Annotated in this window: 11 protein-coding genes; 5 read left to right on the top strand and 6 right to left on the bottom strand. The window is 63.7% G+C overall.

The annotated features are described in order from the left end of the window. Window positions 1–24 precede the first annotated feature (24 nt). The 3 genes from JQ627_RS22100 to JQ627_RS22090 are packed head-to-tail and all read left to right on the top strand — an operon-like array spanning window position 25 to window position 2817. Window positions 25–1089: an ABC transporter ATP-binding protein gene (locus tag JQ627_RS22100; protein WP_212486252.1), complete on the top strand. Its 1065-nt coding sequence runs from the start codon at window positions 25–27 to the stop codon at window positions 1087–1089. Window positions 1090–1100: 11 nt separating this feature from the next. Further along, window positions 1101–1985: an ABC transporter permease gene (locus JQ627_RS22095; RefSeq protein WP_212486251.1), complete on the top strand. Its 885-nt coding sequence runs from the start codon at window positions 1101–1103 to the stop codon at window positions 1983–1985. Between the two features lie 10 nt (window positions 1986–1995). After that, window positions 1996–2817, top strand: coding sequence for an ABC transporter permease (locus JQ627_RS22090; RefSeq protein WP_212486250.1), 822 nt, complete (start codon window positions 1996–1998; stop codon window positions 2815–2817). Between the two features lie 75 nt (window positions 2818–2892). Here the strand turns inward: JQ627_RS22090 and JQ627_RS22085 are convergent, their stop codons facing one another. Genes JQ627_RS22085 through JQ627_RS22070 form a run of 4 tightly spaced genes read right to left on the bottom strand, consistent with a single transcriptional unit; the run spans window position 2893 to window position 6904 of the window. Then, on the bottom strand, window positions 2893–4224 hold the full coding sequence (locus JQ627_RS22085; RefSeq protein WP_212486249.1) for an ABC transporter substrate-binding protein: 1332 nt from the start codon (window positions 4222–4224) through the stop codon (window positions 2893–2895). Window positions 4225–4234: 10 nt separating this feature from the next. Further along, a complete protein-coding gene (locus tag JQ627_RS22080) occupies window positions 4235–5104 on the bottom strand; it encodes a carbohydrate ABC transporter permease (RefSeq protein WP_212486248.1) in 870 nt (289 codons plus the stop codon). Further along, the gene (locus tag JQ627_RS22075; protein ID WP_212486247.1) at window positions 5101–6051 is read right to left on the bottom strand and encodes a carbohydrate ABC transporter permease; all 951 of its coding nucleotides are present in this window, start codon (window positions 6049–6051) and stop codon (window positions 5101–5103) included. The genes JQ627_RS22080 and JQ627_RS22075 overlap by 4 nt, the downstream gene beginning before the upstream one ends. A 1-nt stretch (window position 6052) precedes the next feature. Beyond that, entirely contained in the window at window positions 6053–6904 is an 852-nt protein-coding gene (locus JQ627_RS22070; RefSeq protein WP_212486246.1) for a phosphodiesterase, read from the bottom strand. A 290-nt stretch (window positions 6905–7194) separates the two neighbouring features. Between JQ627_RS22070 and JQ627_RS39125 the strand changes: the two genes are divergently transcribed. Then, window positions 7195–7884, top strand: coding sequence for a M23 family metallopeptidase (locus tag JQ627_RS39125; protein ID WP_212486245.1), 690 nt, complete (start codon window positions 7195–7197; stop codon window positions 7882–7884). A 19-nt stretch (window positions 7885–7903) separates the two neighbouring features. On the opposite strand, the gene JQ627_RS22060 is transcribed toward JQ627_RS39125, so the two are convergent. After that, window positions 7904–9382 carry a YdiU family protein gene (locus tag JQ627_RS22060; RefSeq protein WP_212486244.1) on the bottom strand — a complete coding sequence of 493 codons (1479 nt, stop codon included), beginning with the start codon at window positions 9380–9382 and terminating at the stop codon, window positions 7904–7906. A 197-nt stretch (window positions 9383–9579) separates the two neighbouring features. Here JQ627_RS22060 and aspS point away from each other — a divergent pair, with 197 nt between their 5' ends. Next, window positions 9580–11352 (top strand): aspartate--tRNA ligase, encoded by a 1773-nt coding sequence (aspS, locus tag JQ627_RS22055; RefSeq protein WP_212486243.1) that lies wholly within the window; start codon window positions 9580–9582, stop codon window positions 11350–11352. Window positions 11353–11604: 252 nt separating this feature from the next. Here the strand turns inward: aspS and JQ627_RS22050 are convergent, their stop codons facing one another. Then, a complete protein-coding gene (locus JQ627_RS22050; RefSeq protein ID WP_212486242.1) occupies window positions 11605–13575 on the bottom strand; it encodes a hypothetical protein in 1971 nt (656 codons plus the stop codon). Window positions 13576–13808: the final 233 nt, after the last annotated feature.

Genomic DNA, 13808 nt, shown 5'->3' with positions numbered 1-13808 from the left:
TCGCGCGCGTATGCGGGGCGGGGAATGGCCGACTCTATCGATAAGCTGCAGATGTCGATCACCAAGCGTTATGGCGGCAAGGTGGTGCTCGACCAATTTCCGCTGGAAATCGTCGGCCGCGAGTTCGTCACCTTCCTGGGCCCGAGCGGCTGCGGAAAGTCCACAGCGCTCGGCATCATCGCGGGCCTCGTGCCGCCGAGCGACGGCGAGATCCACCTCAACGGACGACGGATCGATGACGTGCCGCCCGAGAAGCGCGGTTTCGGCATGGTTTTCCAGAACTACGCGCTGTTTCCGCACCTGACGGTGTTCGGCAATATCGCGTTCGGCCTCTCGCTACAGAAGCGCTCGTCGGAGGAGATCGACAAGCGCGTCCGGGACATGCTCGGTCTGGTGCGTCTTGCCGGTTATGAAGACCGCTATCCCGGTCAGCTCTCGGGCGGACAGCAGCAGCGTGTCGCCATTGCGCGGGCTCTTGTGCTGCACCCTCGGTTGATGCTGTTCGACGAGCCTTTGTCCAACCTCGATGCAAAGCTCCGCGTCGAGATGCGCGCCGAGATCAAGCAGCTGCATACGCGGCTTGGCCTGACCTCGATCTACGTCACCCACGACCAAGCCGAAGCTCTCTCGCTCTCCGACCGCATCGTCGTGCTGCGCGAAGGTGTGCTCATGCAAGTCGGGACGCCGCAGGAAATCCACGACCGTCCCAAGAACGTCTTCGTGGCGGATTTCATGGGCTTTCGAAATTTCCTCGATGTGACACTCGGCAAGGAAGCGGGCGGTATGATCGAAGCCGGCTTCAAGGGGCAAATCCTGCAAGCAAGGGCCAGGGATAGCTTCCACCCGGGCGAGCGCGCCGTTCTGGCTATCCGGCCGGAAGATGTGCGTCTCGGCCAATCTGGTGATGGCGTCAATGTGCTGCGCGGCAAGGTCGAGCTGGTCGAGTATCTCGGACGCGAGCAGGAGGCCGAGATCACGCTAGATGGCGGCGCAAGGCTCTGGGTCCGCTCGCACGAGAAGATCGTATTGGGCGAGACGCTGGATCTGACCTTGCCGGCGGACAAATTCGTCCTGCTGCGTCGCGAGTGAGGGGACAGATCGTGGCTCGCATCCGCTCTGATTCCCGCAGCGAACTGGACCTCGTCGCGATCCTCTGTCTTACGCCGTCGCTGCTCTACGTGCTCGCGATGTTCGTCTACCCATTCCTCTACGGGATCTACATCAGCTTGCAGCCGAAGAAGCGCGACGCCGGAATATTCTCGAACTATGTCGCGTTCTTCAACGACGCCTACCAGTGCAACACGATCAAGACGACCTTCATGTTGGCGTTGCCGACCACGATCGCGGTCGTGCTGGTTGCGCTGTTCCTCGCATACGGCATGCGGCGTGGCATCTGGTTCGAACGCACCATCACGACCATTCTCGTGCTTCCGATCTCGCTCGGTGTCGTCTTCCTGTCGGAAGGGATCCTCGGCTTCTATGGCCACAATGGCTGGCTCAACCAGTTGCTGCTTGCGGTCGGATTGATTCAGAACCCGCTCGAGCTGACGCATAATTCGATCGGCGTCATCTTCTCGCTGTTCATGCAGAACTTTCCGTTCTGCTTCCTGATGTTGCTCGGTTACATCTCCGGCATCGACCCGAGCCTGGAAAGCTCTGCCCGCATGCTGGGCGCCGGGCCCTGGACCATCTTCCGGCGCGTCATGTTCCCGTTGATCGCACCGGGCCTGATCATCGCGTTTGCCCTCGTCTTCGTGATGAGCTTTGCCGTATTTCCATCCGCCGTGATGGTTGGCCAGCCGGCCGGTTCGACGCGGACGATCTCGATCGCGGCCTACCAGCAGGCCTTCGAGCAATATGACATGTCCTACGCGTCCGCGATCGCGGTCATCATGGGGCTCTGCCAGCTCGCGGCGCTGGTGGTCATCGTGTTGGTGCGCCGCCGTATGACGATTGCAACAACCATGGGCGTCGGCAAACGCTGAGGGGAAGTAGATGCGCGGGCGGATGTGGAAATTGGCGATCTACCTGTTCCTACTGGGGTTCATCCTGAACCTGCTCGGAATCGTGACGCATGTCGTGGTCAGCTCGTTCGCCAAACGCTGGTTCGGCAAGCCGTTGCCACCGGCGTTCACGACGGATTGGTTTACCTACGCCTGGCGGGAGTTCGAGCTTTCCCATGTTCTCTTCATCACGCTGTTCATCGCGCTGGCCGTGGTCTTCATCGCGCTCGCGATCGGATTTCCGGCCGCCTACGTGCTGGCGCGGCGAAATTTCAACGCCAAGCCGGTGCTGCTGCTGCTCTACTTCCTGCCGCTGCTGATCCCTCAGATGACCTACGGCATTCCGCTTGCCACGACGCTTTATGGGTTTGGTGTCGGCGGCACGGTCATTGGCGTCATTCTCGCCGTGCTCGTGCCCATGGTTCCTCTTGCCGTCTTCATCCTGTTGCCGTTCTTCGAGCAGATCAGCTTTAACCTTGAATGGTCGGCGCAGATGCTCGGCGCGAGCCGGCTGCAGATATTCCGCCGCATCCTGTTGCCGCTGATGCTGCCCGGCATTTTGACAGCGGGCCTGCTGGTTCTCGTGAATACGATCTCGAACTTCGAGCTGGCGTTTCTGCTTGCGGGCGGAGGATCGCAGACCCTGGTCGTCGCGCTGTATTACAACGTTTTTGCTGGCGGTGTGCGGCCGGTCTATTCGATCGATGCGATGGCTGTCATCTACATGTGCACCGTCATGGCCGTGTTGCTGGTCGCATTGCGGTTCGTGCGTCCGACGCAGATGGTGTTCAGGCTCGACGGCAGGCGTAACTGACGCAATCGCGGCCGCTGAAATGATTTGGGCGCCCCACACCGTGGAGCGCCGAGGCTGTTTGGCTGATCGTCGGCCTTACGGCAGCTTCAGCGACGTCTCCGCATTGTACGGCTTCAGCGTCTCGTCGGCGGCCTTCTGGGCGGCGGCGAGGGCTTCCTTCGGCTGCTTCTTGCCGTTGAGGACCAGCATCACCTCGTCCTCGAGGTTCTTGCGAACCGGCACGGTCTTGTAGGTCGCAAACCACGGCTTGGCGACGTCGAGCTGTTCGACGGCGGTCTTGGCGTCCGGGTTCTTGTTCAGGAAGTCGACCATGTCGGGCGTCTTGTAGGCGGCCATGTTGGGCGCGAAATAGCCGGTGGCGCGGCTCCACCAAGCGCTCTTCTCGGGCGAGGTCATCCACTTGATCAGGGTCCAGGCGGCCTTCTGCTTGTCGGCCTCGAGGCCTGCCGGAACGATCAGCGAGGCGCCGCCGATCGGCACGGCGTTGCGGACGTTGCGCGGGATGAACGCGACCTTGTAGTTGAACTTGGCGTTGTCGCGCACATAGGTCAGCGAGCCCGTCGACAGCATCATCATCGCGGCATTGCCGGAGATGAACGAGGTGCTGACGGCAGGACCCGGGGTGGCGCCGGGCGCGTGGACCTTGTGCTTGTACACGAGGTCGTTCCACCAGGTGAGTGCGCCGAGCATCGAGGGCGTGTCGTAATAGACCTCGCCGCCGAACTCCTCGTTGTAGTAGCGGCCGCCATTGGTCATGGTGAGCGTTTCCATCATCCAGCCGCAATAGTCATAGGCGCAGGGGATCGCGATGCCCCATTGGGTCACCTTGTCGCCCTCGCGCTTGGTGAGCTTCTTGGCCCAGTCGGTGAGCTCGGCCCAGGTCTGCGGCGGCTTGTTCGGATCGAGGCCGGCTTCCTTGGCCTTGTCGGCGTTGATGTAGAGCAGCGGCGTCGAATTGTGGAAGGGCACGCCGTAGACCGAGCGGTTGATCACCGCGTTGCCCTGGAGCGCCGGGAAGAACTGGCCCAGGAACTGGTCCTTTGTGGCGCCATCGGCGGCAATGAGGCTGTCGAGATTGGTGAGCTCGTTCTCGATCTGCATGTCGAGCAGGAAGTTCGCGGACATGATCACGGCGGACGGCGGCTTGCCGGCCTTGATCGCCGCGCGCGTCTTGATCAACGTGTCGTCATAGGAGCCGGTGTAGACGGCGGTCGCCTTGATCGCGGGATGGGTCTCGTTGAACTCCTTGATCAAGGTGCCCATGTCGCGGGCGAGCTTGCCGTCGACGGGAACGGGGAAGAACAGGTCGATCTCGGTCGGACTTTCGGCCATTGCCGGGACGGCGAGGGCGCCTGCCATGGTACCTGCGATGGCAAGGCCGAGCATGAGCCTGCGGGAAAACAGCATCGAGATTCTCCTATTTGATGCCAGAGGTGACGAACGAGCTGATGAAGCGCTTCTGGAAGATCAGGAACGTGATGAGCAGTGGCGCGATCACCATCAGCGTGCCGGCGGCGATGGTGCCCCAGGCCTGCGTGCCTTCGGCGGTCGCGGTGAAGACGGACAGGCCGACCGTGAGCGGACGCTTGTCTGGCGAATTGATCACCATCAGCGGCCACAGGAAGTCGTTCCAGTGGCTGGTGACGGAGATGATGGCGAAGGTCGAGAAGCTCGGCATCGACAACGGCACGTAGATGTGGCGGATGCGCTGGAGAAGGCTGGCGCCGTCGATCAGGGCGGCATCTTCCAGCTCGGTCGGAATGGCTTCAAAAGCCTGCCGCATCAGGAACGTGCCGAACGCCGAGGCGAAGAACGGCATCATTACGCCGGTGAGCGTGTCGTAGAGCCCGAGCTGCGCCACCAGGCTCAAATTCGGCACGATCAGCAGCACGGGCACCAGCATGAGCTGCATCAGGAACAGGTAGAAGATCAGCGTCTTGCCGGCGAATTCGAGCCGGGCAAAGGCAAAGCCCGCCAGCGTGATCGTGACGAACTGCACGAGAAGGATGCCGGTGCAGATGAACGTGGTGTTGAGGGTATAGCGCGGGAAATCGCCGATCTCCCAGGCGTCCCTGATGTTGTCGAGCGTCGGCTGCAGGCTCGGCATCAGCTCGGCCATCGCGTTGATGCCGTCGGACGCCGGGCGCAGCGTCGCCACGCCCATCCACAGGAACGGGATCAGCCAGACGATGGCGAGCAAGATCGTCAACATGAAGCCGAGCTTGGGCGTGATCTCGCGGCGGGTGGCGAGCGGGGCATCCCTGAACAAGCGATCGATCAGCGTCATGCTCTGCCCTCGCGGTTGGCCATCGTCCGGAAGGAGAGCGCGGTGAGACCCATCAGCGCGGCGAGCGTCAGCAGCGTTGCCGCCGAGGCCTTGCCGATGTCGTAATGCTCGACCGCCTGCTGGTAGATGTAGAACAGCACGAGATTGGTCGAGTTGGACGGGCCGCCCTTGGTCATGACGAAGACGTGGTCGACCTGCGTCACCGCGTTGAGCGTGGCGATGACGATGACGAACAGGAAGGTGGGCTTGAGCTCCGGCAGGATGATGTAGCGCAGGCGCATGAACGGACCGGCGCCGTCGAGATGCGCGGCCTCCATGACATCCTCGGGCACGGCCTGGAGGCCGGCGAGGAAGAACAGCATGTAGTAGCCCGCGTTCTTCCAGATGGTGATCACCATGATCGCAGTGAGCGCGATGTCGGGGTCGCCGAGCCAGTTCGGCACCACCGGAAGCAGGCGTCCGATGTAGTAGTCGAGCAGGCCGACATTGGGCAGGAAGATGAACAGGAACAGCGCGGAGGCCGCGACCATCGGGATCAGCACCGGTAGGAACAGCGCGGCGCGCAGCGCGCTGCTCACCGCATTGGTGCGCGACAGCGCGAGGGCGAACAGGAGTGCAAGTCCAATGCTCGGGATCGCCGTGCCGACGGCATAGATGAGATTGTTGACGACCGCGCCGGTGAAGGCGGGATCGGCAAGCACCGCGCTGATATTGTCGAGGCCGACGAAACGGACCGGCGCCTTCGGCGTGGCGCGCTGATAGAGCGCGTCGATGAGCACGCGGCCCATCGCGCCATAGGTGAACAGCGCGAGGAAGACCAGCGAGGGCAGCAGCAGGAGATAGGCGGGCAGCGAAGCTCTGAATCGGCTCGAGAGGCGTTTCAGGAGGTGCAGGCGCGGTGCCGCCGAAGTCGCGACCGGGAGAGCCGCGGGTTCAGCGAGGCTCATGTCACCGCGCCGGGAAATTGAGCGCATAGTCGCGGCCGTCCACTCCCGCCGGTGGCTCGAAGGGGAAGCGCAGACTGGTGTCGAGGAAATCGTGGCTGTGCACGACCAGGTTCTCTCCGTCGATCAGCACCACGCCATAGGCCGGCGGCTCATGGCTGGCGAGATGATCGGCGGCGGTGGCGTCAAGCTCGAACCAGACCTGATGGTTGGTGCCGCGCAGCGTCGAGAACGGGATATTGCCGTAGCTGCCGAAGATCGGCCGGTGCACGTGGCCGAAGAAGAGGTGGCGGATGCGCGCGCGGTAGGGCGCGATCACTTCGGCGAATTCGGCGCTCTGCTTCAGCGCGATCTCGTCCATCGCGTGGACGCCGACCGGGAAGGGCGGATGATGCATGAAGACGACGAATTGCTGGTCGGTGGGCGCGGCTGCGAGCGTCTTCGCTAGCCAGTCGAAACGTTTTGCGCACATCTCGCCGGCATGGCTGGTCTCGTCCAGCGTGTCGAGGAAGACGAACAGGCCGTGCTCGGTGGTGCGGGTGCCCTGCACAAAACCATTCGGATCGCGCGGCGCCGCCTTCAGGCTGTCGAGGCAGGCCACGCGCTTGTCGTGATTGCCGACCATGGCGATGTACGGGATTTTCAGCGCGGCCGTCGCTTCAGCGAAATTCGCATAGGATTCCGGCTCGCCCCAATGGGTGAGATCGCCGGTCACGACCGCGAAGGCGGCGTCGGGCTGGCGCTTGTTGATGTCGGCAATCGCCGCGTCCAGCCGAGCGCGCGGATCGAGGCCGTAGAGTTTCAGCCCGGGATTCGCGAGATGCGTGTCGGTGATGTGGATGAACTTGAAGGGCATGGCTTGTCAGGACTGTTGGAGGGTGGGCGCCTCCGGCAGGACGACCCTGACAGGCCGTTAGAGCGCGAGTGTTTCAGTTTGATGACAGCGGTTCCCGCGGTACGTTGAAGATGTGGGAATGGCGTGGACGGGCGGCCAAAGCCCGGAATCCTCTCCTGATTGAGGTCGCAGGCGCGATCTACCTTGCCGCGAAGATGCGGTCATGGTTTGCTCGGACTGCCCATCGAATTTGCATCACGAGATTTTTCGAATGTTGACGTCGCGTATCCTCCGCGAGCCGGGATTGCCCCGTGCGCTCCATCCAGGGGCGCGAGCTCAGGGTCTTCATCCAGGACGTGGTCTACGGCTTCCTGCCGAGCGAGGTACCGGTCGGGGAAAAGCTGTCGCTTTACGCGATCCATGCCTTCACGTCGCCGGAGGGGCCAGGACTTCTGGTCAATGAATTCCTGATCCCGCGCAGCTTTCCGCGCGCCGACAAGCCGGCGGACAAGACGGTGACCTCCTGCGGATGCTGGACCCACGATGAGCATCCCGGCCAAGACTTCACCGTGGACGCGCCGGGCCTCCCAGTGGCGATGGCAGACGGCATCGTCGTCAAGATCGAGAACAGCGAACAGGCGCCGGCCGATCTCCCTGTGATCGGTGGTTGCGGCCGCTATGTGGTGCTCAAGCACACCTTTCCCAACGGCCGCATCGTCTACACGCGCTACATCCAACTCGGCCGCATCAATGGGCCGAAAGGAGAGGCACTCGAGGTCGGGGCGGCCGTCAAGGCAAGGGATACGATCGGCGAGATCGGCCCAAACACGGTGCTGCATTTCGAGCTCCGGCCCGTCGCACCCGGCACGACGACGGAAAACAAGGACTGGGCCGAACGCTATGGCAAAATGCCTGATATGGAGTGGTCACGCTACGATGCCGTCGATCCGCAGAAGTTCGACGCGGCATCGTTCGGCGGGGTGAGGAAGGCGACGAAGTAGGGGGCAGGCGAGACGTGGCTCACGTCCCGCAAAACGTCCGCAACACGCGCTGGTCTGGCAGCGGTGGATCGGCGTAGGCCGCGTGCTCGGGCTGGTCCTCGTACGGCTTCGCCAGCACCTTCACCAGCTCCTCGAAGGGCGCGTAATTGTCGTCATTCACCGCGGCCTGGATCACGGCCTCGACGCGGTGGTTGCGCGGGATGAAGATCGGGTTGACGGCGTGCATGGCGGACTGCCGCTCGGTGGCGGCTTGCGGCTCCAGCGCGGTGCGCTCGCGCCAGCGCTTGGCCCAGTCGTCGAAGGCTGAGGGATCCATGAACTGCGCGCGGACGTCGGAGATGCCGGCCTCGTCAGCCGCGGCATCGCACAGCTTGCGGAAGGTGAGGGTGAAGTCGGCCTGGTTCTTCGCCATGGCATCGAGCAGGTCCTGGATCAGCGCCTCGTCACCATCGCGCTCCCTGAACAGGCCGACCTTCTTGCGCAGGCCCGCCTGATAGGCGGTGCTGAACGTCTCGGCGAAGGCGCCGAGAATGTCCTGGGCTTCCGCCACGGCCTTCTCCTGGTCGTCCGAGAACAGCGGCAGCAGGCACTCGGCGAGCCGGGTCAGATTCCACAGCGCGATGCGCGGCTGGTTGGCATAGGCGTAGCGGCCCATCTCGTCGATCGAGGAGAACACCTGCGCGGGATTGTAGGCGTCCATGAAGGCGCAGGGGCCGTAGTCGATGGTCTCGCCCGAGATTGAGCTGTTGTCGGTGTTCATCACGCCGTGGATGAAGCCGACCAGCAGCCAGCGTGCGACGAGATCGGCCTGGCGTGCGACGACGGCGGCGAGCAGCGCGTGATAGGGCCGCTCAGCATGCAGCAGGTCCGGATAATGCCGGGTAATGACGTGCTCGGCCAGACGACGAAGCGCCTCGGTGTCGCGGCGGACGGCGAAGAACTGGAAGGTGCCGACGCGGATATGGCTCGCGGCGACGCGCGTCAGCACTGCGCCGGGCAGCGCGGTCTCGCGAATGACGTGCTCGCCGGTGACGACGGCGGCGAGCGAGCGCGTGGTCGGGATGCCGAGCGCGAACATGGCCTCGCTGACGATGTATTCGCGCAGCACCGGTCCGAGCGCCGCGCGGCCATCGCCGCGGCGGGAGAACGGGGTGGGACCCGAGCCCTTGAGCTGGATGTCGCGGCGGACGCCGTTCTTGTCGATGACCTCGCCGAGCAGGATTGCCCGCCCATCGCCGAGTTGGGGCACGAATTGCCCGAACTGGTGGCCGGCATAGGCCATGGCGATGGGATCGGCGCCGGCGGGAACCGTCTTGCCGGCTAGGATTTCGGCACCCTCAGGGGTCTCCAGCATATCAGGGTCGAGCCCGAGCAGGGCTGCCAGGGGCCGGTTCAGCTTGATCAGCCGGGGGGCGGCCACAGGGGTCGGCGCGACGCGGGCAAAGAAGTTGTCCGGCAGTGCCGAATAGGAGTTCTGGAAGGGGAAATGGACGGTCATGGAGGTAAAGATAGGGGGGGAACGCCTGATGGCAAAGGCTTGAGGCCAGATCGGCTAAAATTGCGCCTTCCGGGCCCAAAACGGGCCGTTCCCTTGGTTGCCGCCCCCGGTCTCGTCGGGTAAACCCTGCCGCAACTTCGGACCGGTCGTTTCAGGCCGTCCGATTCGCTTCCTCCGACATTGATTTTGGGACGACCATGCATCGCTACCGGTCACATACATGCGGCGCGCTCCGCGAGAGCAACATCGGCGAAACAGTTCGCCTCTCGGGCTGGGTCCATCGCGTTCGCGACCATGGCGGCGTGCTGTTCATCGACCTGCGCGACCACTACGGCCTGACCCAGTGCGTGGTCGATCCGGACTCGCCGGCGTTCTCGCAGGCCGAGAAGCTGCGCTCGGAATTCGTGGTGCGGATGGACGGCAAGGCCCGCCGCCGCCCCGCAGGTACCGACAATGACGAGCTGCCGACCGGCAAGATCGAGATCTATGTCAGCGAGATCGAGGTGCTGGGCCCGGCCGGCGACCTGCCGCTGCCGGTGTTCGGCGATCAGGAATACCCTGAGGACATCCGCCTGAAGTACCGCTTCCTCGACCTGCGTCGTGAGAAGCTGCACCAGAACATCATGACGCGCGTCGAAATCATCAAGTCGATGCGCAGGCGGATGGAGGGGCAGGGCTTCTTCGAGTTCAACACCCCGATCCTGACCGCTTCGTCGCCGGAAGGCGCGCGCGACTTCCTGGTGCCCTCGCGCATCCATCCCGGCAAGTTCTACGCGCTGCCGCAGGCGCCGCAGCAGTACAAGCAACTGCTGATGATGTCGGGCTTCGACCGTTACTTCCAGATCGCGCCCTGCTTCCGCGACGAGGACCCGCGCGCCGACCGTCTGCCCGGCGAGTTCTACCAGCTCGACGTCGAGATGAGCTTTGTCACGCAGGAGGACGTGTTCGCGGCGATGGAGCCCGTCATCACCGGCGTGTTCGAGGAGTTCGCCAGGGGCAAACCGGTGAGCAAGAACTGGCGTCGCATCCCGTTCGCCGAAGCGCTGCGCAAATACGGCAGCGACAAGCCGGACCTGCGCAATCCCATCGAGATGCAGGACGTCTCCGAGCACTTCCGCGGCTCCGGCTTCAAGGTCTTCGCGCGCATGCTCGAAGATCCCAAGAACCAGGTCTGGGCGATCCCGGCACCGGGCGGCGGCAGTCGCGCATTCTGTGACCGCATGAATTCGTGGGCGCAGGGCGAGGGCCAGCCGGGCCTCGGCTACATCATGTGGCGTGAGGGCGGCGAGGGTGCCGGTCCGCTTGCCAACAACATCGGGCCTGAGCGCACCGCTGCGATCCGCGCGCAGATCGGCGTCAAGGAAGGCGATGCCGCCTTCTTCGTCGCCGGCGACCCCGACAAGTTCTGGAAATTCTCCGGCCTTGCCCGCAACAAGGTCGGCGAGGAATTGAACCTCACCGACAAGGAGCGGTTCGAGCTCGCCTGGATCGTCGACTTCCCGATGTACGAGTACAACGAGGACGACAAGAAGGTCGACTTCTCGCACAACCCGTTCTCGATGCCGCAGGGCGGTCTCGATGCGCTGAAGGGCCAGGACCCGCTGACCATCAAGGCGTTCCAGTACGACATCACCTGCAACGGCTACGAGATCGCCTCGGGCGGCATCCGCAACCATGTGCCGGAAGCGATGGTGAAGGCGTTCGAGATCGCCGGCTATGGCGAGCAGGAAGTGGTCGACCGGTTCGGCGGCATGTACCGCGCCTTCCAGTACGGCGCGCCGCCGCATGGCGGCATGGCCGCGGGCGTCGACCGCATCGTGATGCTTCTGTGCGGCACCAACAATCTGCGCGAGATCTCGCTGTTCCCGATGAACCAGCAGGCCATGGATCTGCTGATGGGTGCGCCGTCAGACGCCACGACAAAACAGCTCCGCGAGCTGCATGTGCGGGTAAACCTGCCGCAGAAGTGAGGTCGTGCGTGCCCCGGCGCACAGTAGGGTGGGCAATGGCGCATAGCGCCGTGCCCACCGGCTCTCGTTGATCCCAACGAAGATGTGGGCACGCTTCGCTTTGCCCACCCTACATCCGATATCGCTTCAGCTCTCTCCGCATCGTCATTGCGAGCGCAGCGAAGCAATCCGGAGTCCCTCCGCGGAGGGACTCTGGATTGCTTCGTCGCAAGAGCTCCTCGCAATGACAAGGTGAGAGTTACGCGTAGCGCCCTACAACCCCGTCGACGCCTCGATCTTGAACTGCGCCAGCGCGACGATCGGTTCGCTGTTCAGCACGTCCATGAGCTGAAGCACCGGCACCTTGCCGAGCGGCGTGAGCTTGATGGTGAGCGTTTGACCTGAGGTCTCGACGAAGCCGGCGAGCGCATCGACCGCCGCTTTGGCATCGAGATTGGCGGCGGTGACCTTCTCGCCCTGCGCCCGGATCATCTCGGCGATGGCGCTGCGGCCGGCGTCGCGGCTGACATTCTGCATGCGCGAGAACTGCGCCACGATCAGATCGACGACGCCGCTGTCGCGCAGGGAGAGCTCGATCGCACCGGTCTCGACCTGCGCCGCCTGGCCCATGACCTGCACCGGGTCGGTCGTGAACAGGCCGCGCGGCACGTTGGCGAGCGCGAAGCGGGCCTGCGCCTTGGCGAGATTGCCGAGATCGATGGTGGCGGGTGCAAGCGCAAACGCGCCCGACGACTCCGTCCAAGCGGCGCCGAGATCGAGATCGATCGCCAGCTTGTCCACGCCCGCCATGATGAGCGGCCGTTGCGCCGGATTGGTGGGATCGGTGGGCGTGACCATCTTCACGACCAGATTGGCCTTGCTCGGGATCGAGCCGACCAGCTGTCCCCAGTTCAGGCTAATCGTGTCGATGGTGACGAGCTGCCGCGTGGTCTTGTAGGGCGACACCACGCCCTTGATCTCGGCGCCTTCGAGCACCCGGAATAGACCCAGTACCTGATCCGGCGAGGGCGTCTGTCCGGGATTGCTGAGGCCCGCCGCCCAGCGCATTAGGTTTGCCGCGCTGAACGACTTCAGCGCGAAGCGCTCCATCTTGAATTGCCCCTGCGGCGCCGGCGTATCGACGCCCTCGATCGCAAACTCGTCCTCGCGGTATTTGATCGCGTTGACCCTACCGGTCCCCTGCGGCGTGCCGATCGCAATCTTGCTGATCTCGGCCTTGCCGATGCGAAGACCCTCATAGACTCCGGCGATCTTCTCCAGCATCTCGCGCGACTGTGCCGGCGTCGGAACGGCGGATTGATCCTGCGGCAGCGCGGCAAACAGCTCGGCCAGCCGGAATTTCGACGGCTGCACGTCGATGTCCTCCATCACGAAGCCGTCGATATCGACACGCATCCCCTGGGCCGATTTGAGCGTGTAGGGGCCGGCCGAGATCTGCCGGTAGACGCGATGATAGGTCTCGTCACTGCTGGTCTTTGGATCGAGCGCAGCGATGATCGCCGTCGCATCGAAATCGTTGACGATGACGTTCGACAGCTCGCCGGTCAGCTTGTCCGGCTTGCCCGGCTGCTTCACGTCGACCGAGACGGCGGCGCGGTCGGCCTTCATCGCATCGACCTTGCCGTTCTTCAGATTCTGGATCGTCAATCCGGAATAGGTGATTTCGCCGTTGCCGCCGGGACCGCTGCCGGAATCGAAGCTCATCGTCAGCGTCGGCGCCGTGAGCGACGTCGCCGTGACGCTCGCGTATTGACCGAGCACGTAGCGGTAGAGGTCGATAAGGGAGCCGTTCGCCGGCGCCGTCCCGGTGTGAAGGGGGCCGGCGTAGTCGCGCATCGTCAGTTGCGGGATCTTGTAGGACGCCTTCACCTTGGTGGGGCCGACCTGATCCAGCGTGACGTCGAGGCCGGTGATGTCGATGCTGTCGGCCGAAAACCTGATGTCGTCGATCCGGCGAACGCCGGTGCCCTTGATGCCGGCGATCTTGACCTGCGCTTGCGGCTGGCTGCCGGGCGTGACCGCGATGTCCTCGATGGTCAGCGTCCGGCTCATCAGGTCGAACGCGACCTTGCCGTGGCGCGCCTTGCCGCCACTGCTGCGGATCTGCTCGAAGGCCGCCTCGATCTCGGCTGCGGCGCGATGCTTGGCGTAGAGGTTGAAGCCGAACCATCCGCCCGCGGCAAACACGACTGCCACGATCAGGCCGATCAGGATCCGCTTCATTCCCAGCTCCAGTTGCTCGTTTTGCACTGCGCAACCTGCCATATTCGGGAAACGTCGCGCGGTCCAGGGAAAGCTAGCGCTATCAGATATTTGACATGCGCCCTGTTGATGGGGCGGCAATCGGATGTTGCCACCGGGGCGCCCGGCGTGCTTCATCCCGTTTCCACGACCCGGAAATAACCGTCGGCTTGGACGGCGGCTCCGGATGAGGCACTTTGAGGCCGGTAACCCGA

Origin of the sequence: Bradyrhizobium liaoningense, from assembly GCF_018130785.1 — a bacterium.
Classification (GTDB): Bacteria; Pseudomonadota; Alphaproteobacteria; order Rhizobiales; family Xanthobacteraceae; genus Bradyrhizobium; species Bradyrhizobium liaoningense_A.
This window is presented reverse-complemented; position numbering and strand designations above follow the sequence as displayed.